Source organism: Acinetobacter sp. ABJ-A23_2, assembly GCF_044538765.1.
GTDB classification, from domain to species: Bacteria; Pseudomonadota; Gammaproteobacteria; order Pseudomonadales; family Moraxellaceae; genus Acinetobacter; species Acinetobacter nosocomialis_A.
On record NZ_JBIUCP010000026.1, the window covers coordinates 1 to 18,207 of the forward strand.

Below are 18,207 nucleotides of genomic sequence, written 5' to 3' on the forward strand. Positions count from 1 at the left end.
AACAAATATACATTTGGAAATATTTATTATCTTTCTTAAATATTATGTGCTGAAATGTAATTTTTTAAACATTCATATTAATAATGTTTATGACTAAAAATCATATTCACTAAAAATCAGTAAGTTATTTAAAATTGATAGTTTTTAAATTTACATTTAAATATAGGGTAACACCCCTACCCTACACATTTAAAAGCTACATGTTTTAATAACCCTATCTGAAGCTCTCAGATAAAACACATCGTCATAATTGATATGAGGTAATTAAAAATGAGCACTACTAATAATCAAGCAAATCAACGCAATAATCAGCAACAGCAACAACAGCAAAATGACAACCGTAATCAACAACAACACGGTAACCAACAGCAAAACGATCAACAGCAACAAAATAATCAGCAACAACAGCAAAATGATAACCGCGGCCAACAACAAGGATCTAACCAAAAAGATTCTGGCCAACAAAATTCAAATAACAACCAACAACGTTAATTGTTTGTAGTTGTTCTTTGATGCGGTCGATCATTTAGGAAGGTGAACTCACCTTCCTAAATCTAATATAAGCATAAAATTCAATAAAATATGAGGGAATTCTGATGACAGATCAAAATACAGATCATGCTCAATTAGTAGCTGGCGATCATAACTATTCTGACTCTCGCTGGCGTGAAAGCTATCTTACCCGTCCTTATTACCAAGAAGCACAATTAACAACACCAGATCTAGATTATGATCGTGATTTTTCTGCTGCTTATGAACTTGGTCATCGGGCTCGTTCTGAATCTAAGGAAGGAACTCAGTTTGAAGACATGGAAGGTAGTTTGCAGCAAAAATGGGAAGAACTCAAAGCTGAGTCTCGCTTAAAATGGGAACACGCGAAACAAGCCATTAAAGATGCATGGGATGATATTTAACGTCCTCAAACGGTCCAAAGCTATAAGCTTATTTCCTATTGGCCCTGGGAAATAGGCTTTTTTTATAGTTTTTGCTTTGCTCACGTTTTGCTTTTACGCCATAAATTTCAAAATCGTTAATGTAAGTACCATCTGTAAAATACACAAACATATCTGTCCCCTTAAATATCCATAATTACTGGCTTATCAGAATAAAAACCTGACTTAAATCATCAAGTCAGGTTTTCGTTAAAATCAATTTTGATTTTTCTTAAAATATTCAATTATTTCTTCGCCATTATTTACCGGCTTTTTCTGTGAAGGATAAGTTTCCTCATAAGCATAAGCTGGTAAAGTAATTTTGGCCTGAATTGGGGGTAATTTCTCTTGCCCACCTGTTGTAATCCGCTCAATAAAACCAGCAAGCCAAAGTACAAACTCCTGTGTATTCTTACTTTTAGGAATAAGACTTAAATCCAATTTAATTTTTGACTCTTGTAAAGGCTTAATTAACAGCTCAGCGAAATCAATATAATTATATAAAAGCTTTAACTGTGTCCCCTTTATTTCATGTCTGAGCTCAATCATCAAATTGTTAAGATCTTCCATCGGTTCATCCGTAAAACCCTTTTTTTCTTTAACATTTTGATATATTTTCTCAGCTATTTTTAAATATTGGGGCATATCCTTACCTTTATAGTTCATTATTACTAAAATGAATTTTGGATGAATATAAGTAAGCTATTGTGTTTGTTTTATTAACTTTTTGAAAAGATATATTTAGTTTGCAACAATTCAGAAACACTAGCACCCCAGACCACAAAATTAATATAATTAATTGATTAATATTATATTTTTATGTATTTAATTTTTATTAAGCAATCTATCCTAGATAAAATACCTATAAAAAAAGCCCACTTAATAAGCAGGCTTTTTAAGAAAAACTAATTATTGTGAGTTTCTATTCATATCATGAGGTGCTGCCGGATCACTTGCTTCATGCATTCCATCATTTCTTGAATTGCGGTCTTGGCAAGCGCTCATACCCATAGCAATTGCAAGCACCATACTCACTGCACAAAAGATTCTTACCATTTAGATCACCTTTATAAATATTAAAATGTAGGTTTATGAATAACATTATCTTATGTTGGCCTACCGCAGTGGTTCTCTTAACTTTTGTAGATTATGCAAGCTTATGTAAAAACCCTAAAATATGATTAATAAAATTATATTTCTTGCAATTGAAATTTTGGTTATTTTTTGGCAAGCAGTGGATATACTCCATAGCCCAAATTATAAAAATCGAATTATTAAATAGTTTAGCCAAACAACACATCTAATTAACGGTATTGATATACTATATAAATAAACAATTAATAAATATTTGATATATATGATTAAAAAACGACACCGCCAGTAAAATAAAAATTAGTTATAGCCATATAATATTTTTTAATTTTTCTATTTTCTAAATAAAAACAGGTAAATATTTATATCAATTTATATAAATCAATCTTTTATTTTTGCAATTGACCCACTCTAATGCTCAGCTTATGATGCTCGCGCTGACAAATTTTGTCAGTCGGTTTTAGCAGACCGTCTACCTAAGTGCACTAAAAACATGTTTTTTGGTGTGAAGCCCCTCGTGCCTTTGATGGAGGAACGAGAGTGGGACACCTTCGGGTGTGCTGGTTTCTTAGGTATCAGTCTGCTAACCCCCTTTCGTTTCACCACCATAATGATTAGCAATGAGTGGGCGTAACTTCTTTTAATCAAGGAGTCACTCATGACTATTATTCTATATTTTTTACATTCTCTTATTGATCTTACCCATATTCGACGTCTTTTATTTATTCAGGCATTTTTTAGAGATCGCTCTACTCACCTCTCTAAAATAAAAACCTTATATAGAGTTCAAAAGTTGTTTACTTAATACTTTTGCCTACCCATCTATATAAGTTGGGATCAAAAGTTTTATGTATTCAAAAACCACATCATAAAGATTAGAACTTCTATCAACATCACTTAACGATAACAACAACCTATGCAGAGTAACAATAATGTTTTTTCTCTATCGTTTTGTTTTGGTGAGCCTTCTTACAATCAGTGTTTTAAATCTAATGGGCTGTAGACCCATGAGTAAAAATGAATTTAATACGCGTTGTGTGTGGGCGGGACATGACCTTTCACAGTGTAATTGTATTTATAACTCGTTAGAGCAGCACTATTCGCCACAGTTTGTGGAAAGCTTACCCAAAGTGAGTTTGCAGAACATTGATACCAAAATGAATTTTGTAGAAACCATGAATAAAACAATGCAACAGTGCCAATTTAGCGCAAGAAAATAGTGTACTAACCTATAGGAGCATGCTCTACCAAAAAATCTAAAAATGCACGTACACGATTAGGGACATATTTATCATGACCAATCCAAACAGCATGAAACTCTTCAGAAGCACGAATATTCCAGTCTTCAAGAATTTTGACGAGTTGTTTTTGATGTAATGCTTTTTGGATTTGAAATTCATTGAGTTGAGCAATACCAACACCTGCTAGTACCAACTGTAAAATTGCTTCACCGTGGTTTACTTTCAAAACTCTAGAGGGGGTTAGATTAATTTCCTGATCTGCTTTTTTAAATAGCCAAGTTTTATTCTGGCGCTGATAACTTACATCTAAAAGCTGATGTTCATGTAGTTCATCTGGATGTTCAGGGCAACCATGCTGTTCAATATACGCGGGTGAACATACATAAACTTTATGCGTACTACCGAGTGAGCGAGCCACCAAATTGGAACTTTTTAATGGTCCTGTCCGAATTGCAACATCAATTCTTTGCTCAACCAAATTAATGACTTCGTCACTCAAATGAGCCTCTAACTCAATTTGTGGGTAGCGCTGATTAAATAAGGAAATACACGGTAATAAAAAGTGAGTCCAATATGAAAGACTGGTATGGATTCTAATTCGCCCTTTCGGTATATGATTTGCGGTAACGGATTGTTCAAGTTCATCTAAATTATTGAGTATTTGAAGACCTTGCTCATAAAACTGGCATCCTTCACTGGTAAGCTGAAACTGACGTGTTGAACGGTTCAATAATCTGACACCAAGTCTTTTTTCTAAACGGGAAATTAACTTACTGACCGCAGACGGCGTCATATCACATGCCCTTGCTACGGCTGAAAAACTTCCAAGCTCGACCACACGTATAAAAATTGCCAACTCGCCAGATCGATTAATATCAAAATAAGACATAACAAAATTTATTTATGAATTGTATTCACAAATCTTATTCCGCTTAGCCCGCTATAACAAGGCATCAATTTATTTCAAGATATCTTTAATTTGTTTTAAAGAGTTCACGAGATGAAACTTTATCAAGCCATCCTATTTTCTTTGGCTTTATTTACGAGCGTTGCACAAGCTGAAGTACCAAAGCACCAATGGATTACCACTTGGTCTGCGAGTCCTCAAAAAGTTTGGAATAAAGACTTCGTTTTTCCAACCCTTATTCCAGAGCAAATATCCAACCAAACAATTAGGCAGGTAAGCCAAATTAGTTTAGGTGGTAAAGCCGTTCGGCTTGTTTTTACCAATCAATATGGTGAGCAACCTCTTTATATAGATCAAACAACAATTGGTTTAGCGAACGCAGCAAGCCTGAAATCTAAGAGCACCTATCCTGTTTATTTTTCTGGTCAACTTAAAGCAAGAATTTTACCCGGCAAACAACTCATAAGTGATCCAATTCAGCTGCCTGTACCCGATCATGCTCAATTGGTGGTAAATAGCTTTATTCAAAAACCAACAACGTTTAAAACTTTCCATTGGGATGCGAAACAAACCAGTTGGATCATTGCTGGAAATCAGACAACAAATTTAACTACGCCAACCGATGCCAAAACAACGACGGCACGGTTATTACTGTCTGCAATAGAGGTAAAACCCAAAGAGAAAGCTCAGGTGGTTGCTGTTATTGGAGACTCAATTACCGATGGGGCGACTGCAACCTTAGATGCAAATACGAGATGGACCGATTTTTTAGCGAAACGTTTATCTGTACATCGTGTGGCCGTAGTTAATAATGGTATTTCAGGAAATCGATTACTTACCGATGGTATGGGTGATAGCGTTTTAAAACGTTTAAACAGTGAGATATTTCAATATTCAGGCGTTAAAACTTTAATTGTTTTAGTTGGTATTAATGATATTTCATGGCCCGGTACAGCTTTTGCACCTAAACAACAAATACCGTCTTTTGAAGCATTAACCGAGGGTTATAAACGTGTTGTAAAGGAAGCTCATGAGCAAGGCATTCAAGTGATTGGGGCGACGTTACTTCCCTTTGCAGGCGCTTTACCCAATACACCTTTAGATAATTATTACCAACCTAATAAAGATGAATTACGTCAGCGCATTAACCACTGGATGAGAACCAGTAAAACATTTGATGATGTACTTGATCTTGATGAAGGTTTAAAAGATCCAATACATCCCAACCGGTTAAATCCAATTTATGATTCAGGAGATCATTTACATCCTAATGATCGCGGCAATCAGCATATGGCTGAATTGGTACAGTTAGACCAGATTATTAAAAATTAATAATTGCTCCATCAGGTGAACCTATTCACCTGATGGGAATAACTATTTAGAAATCGTAACTCGCTATCATGTTAAAGCGGTTATCAATCCCGTTACGACCATCGAATGTTTCTCGTTCGCCATATACATACTCAACACCTAAGGTAATTGGTTTGTATGGGTTATACATCGTATTTACCCAGCCCTGCCAAAGCTGTTTGTTTTGAGTCGTGTTATTGTGCTGTAATTCGGCAAAACGGTTATCGTCTTTAGCTTTCATATAGCCATAGCCCAAAGTCGAGCGAATTTTCGGTGTAAATTGATGAGTTATACCTAAAGAAACCGTGTCGAATTCATTACTATGCATGTTGTTTTGATCATCTATTGCATAGCCACTATTGCTCCACAATAAGAAACGCCCATCGCCTTTGACATGGTAATAATCGGCTTTAAGTAAAGTATCGGGTGTCATTTGGTATTTACCACCGAAACCTACGCCCCAAGCCCACTCACTGTCATTATTGGTTCTTTTTTCTGCAACAAAACTACGGCCTGAAAGCATCGAACCATTGGCAAATTTATGATTTAAGCGCCCCACTAAAGCAGGTAAACGCATTTTGTTATCTGGGTCTGTTGCCGCTGTATATTTCGGGTCTTCAACTGATACTGCAAAACTTGTATTTGCCGTTAAGTTATCGCTATAGCGAACCATTGGCGATCTAAGCAAGGCACTACCTACAAATGTACCTGCATCAATCGTTTCTGGGTAATATTCAGGTGCAATAAATGTCGACCATGTTTGACCAATCAACCATTTATCAAAAGTTAAATAAGCATGACGTATACGGAACTGATCACGAGTAGCAGCCCCAAAAAAGTCCATTTCTAACTTTCCACCCACATCGCCAGCAGTTGTCGGTGTTTTAAAATTCAATCCGAAACGGGTCACATAAACCGTACTGTGCAATTGGTCCTTCTGGGCAGATTCTTCTGGCGTATGTTCAAGAGGAACACCACTAATATTGTTATACATCGTAGATGCACCCTTCATTTGATAAGAAGCATCTGCTCGTATATAACCATATAAGTTAAATTCTGTACCCGATTTAGTTAATACTTGTTGTATAGATTGCGGAGCTTGGGTAACGACAGGAGCGACTTGTTCTACTTTTTCTTGGCTTAAAGATTTTTGAGTTTGTATATCTGCCTGTAGCATTGCCCGTAATTCGTTTACTTCTTGACGAAGTTGCTCTATTTCAGGGTTTACTTGACCAGCAAAAGCAGAAGACATAAGCAGAGTCACAGAAACTGCCAATAGGCTTTTTTGAACCGTTGTATTTAAAACTTTCATCATGAAATTTTCCTTTAGACCTTTAAACAGACTTAAAGATCTCGACATCCTTTTTGTTATGTACCTATCTAAAATAGATCCTTGAAAATTTGCCTTTCTTTCACAGAAAGACGTTCCTTCATATTTTTAGCCCCATCCTCCCTAAAGCAGCAAAAGTAACTTTTTAATTTTTCATTTTTTATATTCTCATCCAAATTGAGAATATTCGGTTTTAACCCCTTATTTATATTCCCCAATAGTATTATTTTTTTGCAATAAACCCCTGATAAGTCAAAATTTGCGTATAAGGCTGTACGCTTTCAAAACCAGTTTTTTCCAAAAGTTTTATATACCCCTCAGTGGTTAGGCTAAAAAAGTCTTGCGCCATACGCTCTAACATTTTTTGACACTGCTCTTCTGTTAGACCTTGTGCCAGGCACAAATAACGCAATGCTTGAAGTTGCATTGGGTTTATACAGGTCATGAGGTCATAAGTCAGCAAAATCGCTTTTTCTTTTAAGCGATCATAAATATCCTTAAAGAAAACAGGTTTTATGTCATCTGCAATAAAATGAGCCACAAGAATAGACAATGCAGCATCGAAACATGGTTCTAAAGGCAGTGCTGAAGTATCACCATGAACAAAGGTAACTTGTGAAGATTTATCTAAAAGCTCAACCTGCTCCTGAGCTTTTTGCAGCATGGTTAAAGATGGATCAACTGCTGTAAATTTCCAGTTTGGATGACGTTTAAGTAAATATTCGAGTTCATAACCCGTACCACAGCCTACAATTAAAATATGAGCATTAGGTTTCAACACAGATTGCAAAATGGCACCCACCTGTAGATGGATAACTTCATAACCTGGAATTAATTTACGAATATGTTCATCATATCCTTCGACTACCTTTGGGCTATTAAAGTCTTTTGCCATTTTGTTTTATCCCTACTTAAACTGCCTTTAAATTTATAATTTGCTGCACTTTGACCAAACTTTAGACTTCTTTAATCAAAGACATTTCCAGTTAAATTAAGTTCAGCGCGCATAATTTCCTGCAATTTAAACTTCTGCGCTTTGCCTGAAGCAGTCATTGGAAACTCATTAAAGAATCGGACATAGCGTGGCACTTTATTATGGGAAATATGTTCTTTGCAGAATTGGCGAATACTGTCTTCATCAATTTGATGATGCTCATGCAAAATAATACAAGCACAGAGTTCTTCACCATATCTGGCATCTGGTAAGCCAATGACTTGGACATCGCTTACATCTGGATGGGTATATAAAAAGTCTTCAATCTCTTTTGGAAACAGATTTTCCCCACCACGAATCACCACATCTTTAATACGGCCTTTAATTTTAATAAAACCGTCTTGATCCATTTCAGCAATATCACCCGTATGCATCCAACCAGCCGCATCTATCACTTCACGAGTCTTTTCTTCTTCGCCCCAATAGCCAGCCATCACTGAATAACCACGAACACATAATTCACCTAAAGTCCCTTGCGGAACAATCTGCCCTTCTAAATCGACAATTTTAATTTCAACATGCGGATGAACATGCCCAACCGTGCTTACTCGTTTATCAATCGAATCATTTACCGAACTTTGTACACTTACTGGTGAGGTTTCAGTCATACCATAACAAATGGTGATTTCAGACATATGCATACGGTCTATAACCCGCTGCATAATTTCACGTGGGCAAGGACTACCTGCCATAATTCCTGTTCTTAAGCTCGACAGGTCAAACTCATTAAATTGCTCATGTTCTAAGGTGGCAATAAACATGGTCGGCACGCCATAAGCTGCCGTACAACGTTCTTGATGAATCGCTTTTAAAGTTTCCAAAGGATTAAATACCGCCGATGGATAGACCATGGTTGAACCATGCGTAACGCAGGCTAAATTCCCCATGACCATGCCAAAACAATGAAACAACGGCACGGAAATACAAACTTTATCTTGAGGGGTTAAACGAATGCCTTCACCGACAAAATAGCCATTATTTAAAATATTATGGTGGGTCAACATGGTCCCTTTAGGGTTACCTGTTGTACCTGAGGTAAATTGAATGTTAATAGTTTCATCAAACTGGAGCTGCTTGGTTAATAGTTTTAATTGTTCTAGCTCATCAGAAGTTGGTGTAGTAACTAAATCACTAAAGCGATAAATACCCGTATGTTGTTGGTCATCAATTTTAATGACAAATTTTAAATGTGGTAGTCGCTCTGAACTGAGCACTTTATCTGGACTATTAGTTAATTCAGGGGCAATTTTTGTGAGTAATTCTTGATAATCAGTCGTTTTGAATTGAGAAGCAATAATCAATCCTTTGCATGAGACTTTACTCAACACATATTCAAGTTCATGGCTTTTATAAGCTGTATTGAGATTGACTAAAATAATCCCTGCTTTAAAAGCTGCAAATTGGGTTACCGTCCATTCCACACAATTAGGCGACCAGATCGCTAATCGATCTCCTTTTCTTAATCCCAATTTTAAAAGGCTACAAGCAAAAGCATTTACTTCATCTTGTAAAGCTTTATAGGTTAATCGTCTGTTTTGATGAAAACTAACGATTGCTTCCTTTTCAGCATATTGCCGACAGGCCTGATCAAATTGTTCACCAATGGTCATACCCAATAAGGGTTGTGTACTTGGTCCCGAGGCGTAGCTTAACCGTTCTTGTTGCATTGAATCATTCTCCTTGATTCTTCTAATTCTCTTCTTACCTGATCTAATTGTTGTTACTGCAACTACTTTTCCAAACTACTTATTTTGTGTTGTTTTAATCTTTATATGCCCTATTTCTTCTGCACAGCGTCTACACAAAAGTCAGCAATTTGTTTTGAAAAATAGTCTTTGTGCGCATGATCAAACTTTGTATTTTGAGCTGGGTCTAGGGGTTCAACTACCACATAAGTCATGGCACCGACTACACAAAGTGCTGCTGTGTTTAAATCATCCAAGACAAACTCACCACTTGCATTTCCATCCGCAAGTATTTTTTTAATACTTTGTTTAATCAATTGCTTCACACGAAAACGCTCATGTTCAACCGTTGAATCGACGGGTTCAAACATGAGTGAATATGCAAGCTGAGGACTATTGAGTGCCCGTTTTACAAAGGTTGCCACCGCTTTGTGTAATTTCTGCTTTGCCGATAAATCACTTTCGGTAATCGAATCAATCACCAATAGCTCTGTATTAATGGCATCAGACAAAACTTCTATTAGCACTTGGCTTTTATTATCGAAGTAGCGATAAACCAGTCCACTTGATACACCCGCTTGCTCTGCAATTGTTTGTATTTGCGCGTCCTTAAATCCTCCCTCTGAAATTATTTTTCTGGCTGAACTCAAAATCGACTTTCGATTTTGCTCCATCCGCTCTTGCATTAAAGATGATCGTTTATAGCTCATAATTTATTCTCCAACAAATAAAATGAATTGTAAATCATTTTATGAATCTGTATTCACTTTTTCAAAAAATCATTGTATGGTAATTATCAAATACCCACAAAATATTTTATGGACAACAAATATAACCAATAGGATGAAAATATCATGAACCTACGCAGCTTGAATTTCGGTCTAGATGAAACTTTAATTGCGCTTCAAGATTCGGTAGCCGCATTTTGTGCAAAAGAAATTGCACCAATTGCCCAACAAGTTGATCAAGACAACAAATTCCCTGCACATCTCTGGAAAAAATTCGGAGATATGGGCCTTCTAGGCATGACGGTTTCTGAAGAATATGGCGGTGCCAATATGGGTTATTTAGCTCATATTATTGCTATGCAAGAAATTTCTCGTGCTTCGGCAGCCATTGGTCTTTCTTATGGTGCTCATTCTAATTTATGCGTAAACCAAATTAACCGTAACGGTAACGAGCAGCAAAAACAAAAGTATTTACCAAAATTAATTTCCGGTGAATATGTGGGTGCCCTTGCGATGTCTGAACCGAATGCGGGTTCTGATGTCGTCAGCATGAAATTACGTGCTGAGCAAAAAGGTGATCACTACGTTTTAAACGGTTCAAAAATGTGGATCACCAACGGTGGTGATGCAGATGTACTTGTGGTTTACGCTAAAACTGATCCGCAAGCTGGTGCGAAAGGCATGACCGCTTTCTTAATTGAAAAAGGCATGAAAGGCTTTAGTCACGGTAACCATTTAGACAAACTCGGTATGCGTGGCTCTAACACTTACCCACTGTTTTTTGACAATGTAGAAGTACCTGCTGAAAACGTACTCGGCGGTGTCGGTAACGGCACAAAAGTACTCATGAGTGGTTTGGACTATGAACGTGCAGTTTTAAGTGCTGGACCTTTAGGCATTATGGATGCCTGTTTAGATGTCGTGATTCCTTATTTACATCAACGTGAACAGTTTGGTCAGGCGTTAGGTGAATTCCAGCTTATGCAAGGCAAACTTGCCGATATGTATTCAACTTGGTTGGCATGTAAAGCACTCGTCTATGCTGTTGGTGCTGCCTGTGACAAAGCTGACCATGACCGCAGCCTACGTAAAGATGCTGCAAGTGCCATTTTATATTCTGCCGAAAAAGCAACATGGATGGCTGGTGAAGCAATCCAGACTTTAGGCGGTAATGGTTATATCAATGAATTCCCTGCTGGCCGTTTATGGCGCGATGCAAAACTTTATGAAATTGGTGCCGGAACTTCTGAAATTCGCCGCATGCTGATTGGCCGCGAACTCTTCAATGAAACCAAATAATAATTATAAATAAGGACGCATCTTATGAACCAATTACAAAGCAAGATTAATGTTCGAAGCGAAGACTTCAAAACAAACCAGCAAGCCATGCAAACATTGGTCACAGATCTAAAACAAGTTGCCCAGCGTATTGCATTAGGCGGTGGTGAAAATGCCCGTCAAAAACATTTGGCTCGAGGTAAACTTTTACCCCGTGAACGTATTGATCAACTGATTGATGTCGGTACGGCATTTTTAGAAATTGGTCAGTTGGCAGCGTACAACGTTTATGAAGATGATGTTCCTGCTGCGGGTGTGATTGCTGGTATTGGTCAAGTCAACGGCGTAACTTGCATGATCGTTGCCAACGATGCAACGGTTAAAGGTGGAACGTATTACCCACTTACGGTTAAAAAGCATTTACGCGCACAAGAAATTGCTGAACAAAATCACTTGCCTTGTATTTATTTAGTAGATTCAGGCGGTGCCTATTTACCAATGCAAGATGAGGTTTTCCCAGACCGTGATCACTTTGGGCGTATTTTCTATAATCAGGCACGTATGTCGAGTCTGGGTATTGCCCAAATTGCTGTGGTGATGGGTAGCTGTACCGCAGGTGGTGCTTATGTTCCTGCCATGTCTGATGAAACGATTATTGTACGTAATCAAGGTACGATTTTCTTAGGTGGCCCTCCTCTAGTAAAAGCTGCAACGGGTGAAGTGGTAAGCAGTGAAGACTTAGGCGGTGGTGATGTCCACACACGTCTTTCGGGTGTGGCTGACCATTTAGCTGAAAATGATGAACATGCAATTGCCATTGCACGAAACATTGTTGCGAACTTAAATAAAAAGCCAAATGAGTTAAATAAACAAGTTGATGAACCATTATTTGATGCTTCAGAACTCTATGGTGTAGTGCCAAATGATGCGCGTAAACCTTTCGATGTACGTGAAGTGATTGCCCGCATTGTAGACGGCTCTCGTTTTGATGAGTTCAAAGCACGCTTTGGTTCAACACTGATTACTGGTTTCGCTTCACTCTATGGTATGCCAGTCGGCATTATTGCCAATAACGGAATTTTATTTTCCGAGTCTGCACAAAAAGGTGCGCACTTCATTGAGCTATGCACACAGCGCAATATTCCATTGTTATTCCTACAAAACATTACGGGCTTTATGGTTGGTCGCCAGTATGAAAATGAAGGGATTGCAAAAAACGGCGCTAAATTGGTGATGGCAGTTGCAACCGCAAATGTACCAAAACTCACCCTAATTATTGGCGGTTCATTTGGTGCGGGTAACTACGGCATGTGTGGCCGTGCTTATTCACCACGCTTTTTATGGACTTGGCCAAACTCTCGTATTTCTGTGATGGGCGGCGAACAAGCGGCAAGCGTGCTGTCAACTTTAAAGCGCGATCAGATTGAGCAAAAAGGTGCCGAGTGGTCAGCGCAACAAGAAGACGAATTCAAACAACCAATTCGTGAACAATACGAGCGCCAAGGCCATCCGTACTATGCTTCTGCCCGCCTTTGGGATGACGGTGTAATCGACCCAGCGCAAACTCGTCAGGTACTTGGTTTAAGTCTTGCAGCTGCTATGAATGCTCCAATCCAGCCAACCAAATTTGGCGTGTTCCGCATGTAAGAGGTGTATATGAGCTATCAATTTTTACAACTCGAACAACAAGGTCAGGTTGCCTATGTTTGGCTGAACCGCCCTGAATTACACAATGCTTTTAATACGACAGTCATTGAAGAACTACATGCTTGCTTTAAGCAAATTAATACCCGTGATGACATTCGTGTAGTGGTTTTAGCAGGTCGCGGCAAAAGCTTTTCGGCAGGTGCCGACCTCAACTGGATGAAACAGGCAGGTCAGGCATCTTCAGCAGAAAATGAAGCAGATGCATTAAAACTTGCACAAATGTTAGATGCACTTGCAACGCTTAAACAACCGACCATTGCCCGAGTGCATGGCATTGCCTTTGGTGGCGGCATGGGTTTAGCGTCAGCATGTGATATTTGCATTGCCAGCACTGATGCCAAGTTTGCAACATCTGAAGTTCGTTTAGGGCTTGCTCCATCTACCATTAGTCCTTATGTAATTCGTGCAATTGGCGCAAGACAAGCGTCTCGTTACTTCTTAACTACCGAGCGGATTTCAGCACGTGAAGCCAAACAAATTGGTTTGGCGCACGAAGTAGCAGATGCTGAAGACTTAGATAAAAAAGTTCAAGAAATTGTTGATGCTCTATTACTTGGTGGCCCGCATGCTCAAGCGGCCTCAAAACAACTCATTCAAATGGTGAGCAATCAGACCATGAGCAATGACTTGCTACAACAGACAGCACATCATATTGCTCAAGTTCGTCAAGGTAGCGAGGCAAAAGAAGGTCTGAGTGCCTTTTTAAATAAACAACAGCCTGCTTGGGTTTCTAACTCGAATAACAACAATTAAGGACGATCATCATGTTTGAAAAGATTTTAATTGCGAACCGTGGCGAAATTGCCTGCCGTGTAATTCGTACAGCTAAAAAATTAGGTATTGCAACGGTTGCCGTTTACTCAGATGCAGACGCAAATGCACAACATGTCAAACTTGCAGATGAAGCGGTTTATATTGGTCAGTCCCCTGCAACACAAAGTTATTTACAGGTTGATCGTATTATTCAAGCAGCGATTGATACAGGTAGCCAAGCGGTTCACCCAGGCTACGGCTTCCTTTCAGAAAATGACCAGTTTGCACTCGCTTGCCAACAACACAACATTTGCTTTATTGGCCCACCAGTGGATGCCATTTTAGCGATGGGCTTAAAAGCAACCTCGAAAGCTTTAATGGAAAAAGCAGGTGTCCCTTTAACGCCGGGCTATCACGGAACTAATCAAGATGCTGACTTTTTAAAACAACAAGCAGACCGAATTGGCTATCCTGTTTTAATTAAAGCCAGTGCTGGCGGCGGTGGTAAAGGCATGAGTTTGGTTGAACGCAGTGAAGACTTTCTGCATGCCTTAGCCTCGTGTAAACGTGAAGCCAAATCGAGCTTTGGTAATGATGACGTCTTGATTGAGCGTTATGTGATTCAACCACGCCATATTGAAGTGCAAGTGTTTGGCGATACACATGGCAACTATGTACATTTGTTTGAACGCGATTGTTCTGTACAACGCCGTCACCAAAAAGTGCTAGAAGAAGCCCCTGCTCCACAAATGCCAAGCGAGAAGCTCGATGCAATGCGCCAAGCGGCAATTGATGCTGCACGCGCTGTAAATTACGTTGGCGCAGGTACGGTTGAGTTTATTGTAGAACAAGATGGTACAGCGTATTTCATGGAAATGAATACCCGCCTACAAGTCGAACACCCTGTCACTGAAATGATTACAGGTGAAGACTTGGTCGAGTGGCAACTTCGTGTGGCGTATGGTGAACCTTTACCTAAACTACAAAACGAATTGCAAATTAACGGCCATGCGCTCGAAGCACGGATCTACGCTGAAGAACCTGAAAAAGGCTTTTTACCTGCCATTGGTAAAATTGACTATTTGCACTATCCAACTCAAAACCAATATGTACGTGTAGACAGCGGTATTGTTGAAGGCGATGAAATCACGACCTATTACGACCCAATGATTGCCAAACTGATCGTATGGGGTAAAAACCGTGAAGCTGCGCTCATTCAAATGCAGCATGCCTTAAGCCAATTCCATGTCGATGGTTTAGGTAACAACATTGCTTTTCTTGAAAAAATTGTTCGTAGCGAATCGTTTAAACAAGCCAAGCTTGATACTAACCTGATTCAACGTGAACAAAACTTCTTGTTTAGCCCTGAAGATATCAAACCTGAACTTGTAGTTGTAGCAGCATTTATTGAATTTCTAAGTAAACTTAATAACAACAGCTCAAGCCAAAAACAGCTTTGGCAGGCTCAACCACTTTGGCGTTTAAATATTGCCTATCAGCACAGCATTAAACTGAACTATTTAAACCAAAATATCCAAATCAAGTTTGCCTCAAATGAAGATGGCTTCACCGCAGAATATAACGGACAAAGCTACCCAATTTCAGGTCAATTGATTGATGCACATACTGCCTCTGTTCAAATTGATGGAACTCAGCAAAAGCTATCGTTTAACCAAAGTCAGCAAGGCATTACCTTGTTCCAAAATGGACAGAGCTATAAGTTTGCTTATATTCGCCAAGACTTTAATCAAGCAGATAGCCAAGCCGATGAAGGTCACCTAAAAGCACCAATGCCGGGTGTGGTCACGCAAGTACTGGTGAGCGCAAATCATAGCGTAAAGAAAGACGATATTTTAATGACGCTTGAAGCCATGAAAATGGAATACACCATTCGTGCGCCTAAAGACGGCTTGATTGTCGACTCCTACTTCCAAGTCGGTGATCAAGTCAAAGCTGGCGACGAGCTTGTGGAATTTCAGCCTGCTCAGGAGGAAGTTGCATGAGTGAGTTTGTCAAAATCGTGGAGGTCGGTCCCAGAGACGGCCTCCAAAATGAAAAGCAGGCTTTAACTGTCGAACAACGCTTAAACTTCATTAATGACCTGATTAATGCAGGTCTAAAATCGATAGAAGTCGGTTCATGCGTTTCGGCAAAATGGGTACCGCAAATGGCTCAAAGTGACGAGCTATTTAAGCAATTACCACAAACAAGCGATGTGCAATTTAGTCTACTCACCCCAAATATCAAAGGTTTTGAAACTGCTCAAGCGGTAGGATGCAAAGAGGTTGCGGTGTTTACCGCAGCTTCTGAAAGCTTTACCCGTAAAAATATTAACTGCTCAATCGATGAGAGCTTTGAAAAATTTAGCGATGTCATGAGTGCAGCAAAAGCCCATAACATTCGTGTGCGTGGTTATGTCTCTTGTATAGTCGATTGTCCTTATGAAGGCGCAATTGCCCCTGAGCAAGTGGTAAAAGTGGTTAAACGACTCTATGACATGGGCTGCTATGAGGTGTCTTTAGGTGAAACCATTGGTACAGCAACACCAGATCGCGTTCAAAAGGTTTGGCAAGCATGCCTCGCTGAACTCGACAGCAAGGTTTTGGCTGGGCATTTCCACAATACCTATGGCATGGCGATTGCCAATATTTATCAGTCTTTACAGCAAGGTATTCGTGTTTTTGATTCGTCTCTTGCAGGACTTGGCGGTTGCCCTTATGCCAAAGGTGCTTCTGGCAATGTATCGACCGAAGATCTATTTTATTTGCTGTCACACATGGGCTTTAAAACTGGCATTGACTTAGAAAAACTGATGCAAGCCAGCCAAAATATTAGCAATGTGTTAAACCGAAAAAGCTTGTCGAACTATGCAAATGCTTATTGGCAAACCAAGTGTGCCTAACCATAAATTAAAGTAGGTCTGCATCTGGTATAAGGCTTAATATTAGGCAAAGTACCAGATCATCACGTCTAATCTTTATCTCATTCTGTTCAGAAGTTGGGACTAAATCCCTCATGCAATTTTTTTTTAAAGTTTAGCATTTATCTCTGTATTAAATGCCCCTCTCAACAGAAGCATTTTCTACCCTATTTTTATTCTAAATCCGTATTATTCTTCATCCTTTTTCAATTGTAGTCCTTAAAAAATTTATCTCATTATTTATAAAAATAAGATGCATCCATTTCGATTCTTGGGGAAATATATTCTTCCACCCAATCTAACCATGCACGTGTTTTGGCATCAATAAAATGGCGTGAAGGCAATAAGGTATAAACTCCGATGTCGGGTGAACGCCACTCTGGCAAGATATGACATAATCTTCCATTTTGAACTGCATCTAAAGCCGAAAACATCGGCAATAATGCGATGCCCATATCCTGTTGCACCACATCTAACAATAACTCTGGGTTATCAGCAATGAGTTGCCCGCCAGTATCAATTTGGTAAGACTCACCCTTTGCATTTAACAAGTGCCAATCTGGTGTAATAGATGGGTTTACCAAGCGTAAACAGGCATGATTTTTTAAGTCTTCTGGAGACTTCGGCACACCATGCTTTTCTAAATAAGCAGGTGAAGCACATAAAACAGAAAAAATAGTGCCAATTCTGCGTGCAACAAACCGAGAGTCAGTTAGTGATTCAGTCAGATACAGACTGACATCGACCCCTTTTGCCAATAGATCTGGAACGTACTGTGAAGTCGTATATTCCACGGTTAGTTCGGGGTAATGTTTACAAAACTCGGCCATTACTGGAAAAACATAATGATGCCCAAAGCTTCCCATGCTTAATACACGTAAACGTCCTTTGGGTTTAGAAGCCGTTCCTGTTACTTCTGACTCCGCTTCATCCACCATTGAAATGACTTGGCGACAACGCTCCGCATAAGTCGCACCAATATCGGTCAGTGCCTGCTGGCGCGTTGAGCGTTGTATTAATTTTGTACCTAAGCGTGTTTCTAGCTCGCTGATAAGACGTGAAACCTGTGCTGTGGTCAGATCCATCTGCTCAGCTGCTGCTGTGAAACTCCCGCTATCAATCACTTTCAGGAATGCATGCATTGCATGCAATAGTCCACCATCGAGATTTTTGCGCATAACGTAAATATGTTTTCCTAAATTACGGATTGTTGCACCAGTTTAGTTCAACCACAATGACTAAATGTACATACATTGGCACTAATTCTTTTTAAGAAGAGGAACCGATCTT

The 18,207-nt window shown here is 39.1% G+C and carries 17 protein-coding genes and 1 pseudogene; 9 read left to right on the plus strand and 9 right to left on the minus strand.

The window, feature by feature from the left end; genetic code table 11:
• The first annotated feature begins 270 nt into the window (after nucleotides 1-270).
• Nucleotides 271-492, plus strand: coding sequence for a hypothetical protein (locus tag ACH63V_RS10400; protein WP_000108365.1), 222 nt, complete (start codon nucleotides 271-273; stop codon nucleotides 490-492).
• Nucleotides 493-596: 104 nt separating this feature from the next.
• Nucleotides 597-914: a surface antigen protein 1 gene (gene surA1, locus ACH63V_RS10405; RefSeq protein ID WP_000132044.1), complete on the plus strand. Its 318-nt coding sequence runs from the start codon at nucleotides 597-599 to the stop codon at nucleotides 912-914.
• A 70-nt stretch (nucleotides 915-984) separates the two neighbouring features.
• On the opposite strand, the pseudogene ACH63V_RS10410 reads toward surA1, so the two are convergent.
• From ACH63V_RS10410 to ACH63V_RS10420, 3 genes and pseudogenes are all read right to left on the minus strand, one after another.
• A pseudogene (locus ACH63V_RS10410) lies at nucleotides 985-1,065 on the minus strand (hypothetical protein); the annotation flags it as partial.
• A gap of 83 nt (nucleotides 1,066-1,148) precedes the next feature.
• Nucleotides 1,149-1,577 carry a hypothetical protein gene (locus ACH63V_RS10415; RefSeq protein WP_343569479.1) on the minus strand — a complete coding sequence of 143 codons (429 nt, stop codon included), beginning with the start codon at nucleotides 1,575-1,577 and terminating at the stop codon, nucleotides 1,149-1,151.
• 264 nt (nucleotides 1,578-1,841) lie between these two features.
• Nucleotides 1,842-1,988, minus strand: coding sequence for a hypothetical protein (locus tag ACH63V_RS10420; RefSeq protein ID WP_263613471.1), 147 nt, complete (start codon nucleotides 1,986-1,988; stop codon nucleotides 1,842-1,844).
• A gap of 968 nt (nucleotides 1,989-2,956) precedes the next feature.
• Here ACH63V_RS10420 and ACH63V_RS10425 point away from each other — a divergent pair.
• Nucleotides 2,957-3,244, plus strand: coding sequence for a hypothetical protein (locus tag ACH63V_RS10425; RefSeq protein ID WP_263613470.1), 288 nt, complete (start codon nucleotides 2,957-2,959; stop codon nucleotides 3,242-3,244).
• A gap of 4 nt (nucleotides 3,245-3,248) precedes the next feature.
• Here ACH63V_RS10425 and ACH63V_RS10430 read toward each other — a convergent pair whose 3' ends face one another.
• A complete protein-coding gene (locus ACH63V_RS10430; protein ID WP_396463448.1) occupies nucleotides 3,249-4,154 on the minus strand; it encodes a LysR family transcriptional regulator in 906 nt (301 codons plus the stop codon).
• A 111-nt stretch (nucleotides 4,155-4,265) separates the two neighbouring features.
• Here ACH63V_RS10430 and ACH63V_RS10435 point away from each other — a divergent pair, with 111 nt between their 5' ends.
• The gene (locus tag ACH63V_RS10435) at nucleotides 4,266-5,504 is read left to right on the plus strand and encodes an SGNH/GDSL hydrolase family protein (protein ID WP_396463449.1); all 1,239 of its coding nucleotides are present in this window, start codon (nucleotides 4,266-4,268) and stop codon (nucleotides 5,502-5,504) included.
• A gap of 46 nt (nucleotides 5,505-5,550) precedes the next feature.
• Here ACH63V_RS10435 and ACH63V_RS10440 read toward each other — a convergent pair whose 3' ends face one another.
• From ACH63V_RS10440 to ACH63V_RS10455, 4 genes are all read right to left on the minus strand, one after another.
• Entirely contained in the window at nucleotides 5,551-6,834 is a 1,284-nt protein-coding gene (locus tag ACH63V_RS10440; protein ID WP_396463477.1) for a DcaP family trimeric outer membrane transporter, read from the minus strand.
• A 241-nt stretch (nucleotides 6,835-7,075) separates the two neighbouring features.
• A complete protein-coding gene (locus tag ACH63V_RS10445) occupies nucleotides 7,076-7,747 on the minus strand; it encodes a class I SAM-dependent methyltransferase (RefSeq protein WP_396463450.1) in 672 nt (223 codons plus the stop codon).
• Between the two features lie 71 nt (nucleotides 7,748-7,818).
• Nucleotides 7,819-9,513 carry an AMP-binding protein gene (locus ACH63V_RS10450; protein WP_396463451.1) on the minus strand — a complete coding sequence of 565 codons (1,695 nt, stop codon included), beginning with the start codon at nucleotides 9,511-9,513 and terminating at the stop codon, nucleotides 7,819-7,821.
• Nucleotides 9,514-9,623: 110 nt separating this feature from the next.
• Entirely contained in the window at nucleotides 9,624-10,241 is a 618-nt protein-coding gene (locus ACH63V_RS10455; RefSeq protein WP_273786982.1) for a TetR/AcrR family transcriptional regulator, read from the minus strand.
• 144 nt (nucleotides 10,242-10,385) lie between these two features.
• Between ACH63V_RS10455 and ACH63V_RS10460 the strand changes: the two genes are divergently transcribed.
• The 5 genes from ACH63V_RS10460 to ACH63V_RS10480 are packed head-to-tail and all read left to right on the plus strand — an operon-like array spanning nucleotide 10,386 to nucleotide 16,899.
• Nucleotides 10,386-11,558: an isovaleryl-CoA dehydrogenase gene (locus tag ACH63V_RS10460; protein ID WP_396463452.1), complete on the plus strand. Its 1,173-nt coding sequence runs from the start codon at nucleotides 10,386-10,388 to the stop codon at nucleotides 11,556-11,558.
• Nucleotides 11,559-11,582: 24 nt separating this feature from the next.
• Entirely contained in the window at nucleotides 11,583-13,184 is a 1,602-nt protein-coding gene (locus ACH63V_RS10465) for a carboxyl transferase domain-containing protein (protein WP_396463453.1), read from the plus strand.
• A 9-nt stretch (nucleotides 13,185-13,193) separates the two neighbouring features.
• Nucleotides 13,194-13,997 (plus strand): enoyl-CoA hydratase/isomerase family protein, encoded by an 804-nt coding sequence (locus ACH63V_RS10470; RefSeq protein WP_396463454.1) that lies wholly within the window; start codon nucleotides 13,194-13,196, stop codon nucleotides 13,995-13,997.
• A gap of 11 nt (nucleotides 13,998-14,008) precedes the next feature.
• Nucleotides 14,009-16,000: an acetyl/propionyl/methylcrotonyl-CoA carboxylase subunit alpha gene (locus ACH63V_RS10475; protein ID WP_396463455.1), complete on the plus strand. Its 1,992-nt coding sequence runs from the start codon at nucleotides 14,009-14,011 to the stop codon at nucleotides 15,998-16,000.
• Nucleotides 15,997-16,899 (plus strand): hydroxymethylglutaryl-CoA lyase, encoded by a 903-nt coding sequence (locus ACH63V_RS10480; protein WP_396463456.1) that lies wholly within the window; start codon nucleotides 15,997-15,999, stop codon nucleotides 16,897-16,899. The genes ACH63V_RS10475 and ACH63V_RS10480 overlap by 4 nt, the downstream gene beginning before the upstream one ends.
• Before the next feature lie 254 nt (nucleotides 16,900-17,153).
• Here the strand turns inward: ACH63V_RS10480 and ACH63V_RS10485 are convergent, their stop codons facing one another.
• Nucleotides 17,154-18,095 carry a LysR family transcriptional regulator gene (locus tag ACH63V_RS10485; RefSeq protein ID WP_174743823.1) on the minus strand — a complete coding sequence of 314 codons (942 nt, stop codon included), beginning with the start codon at nucleotides 18,093-18,095 and terminating at the stop codon, nucleotides 17,154-17,156.
• Nucleotides 18,096-18,207: the final 112 nt, after the last annotated feature.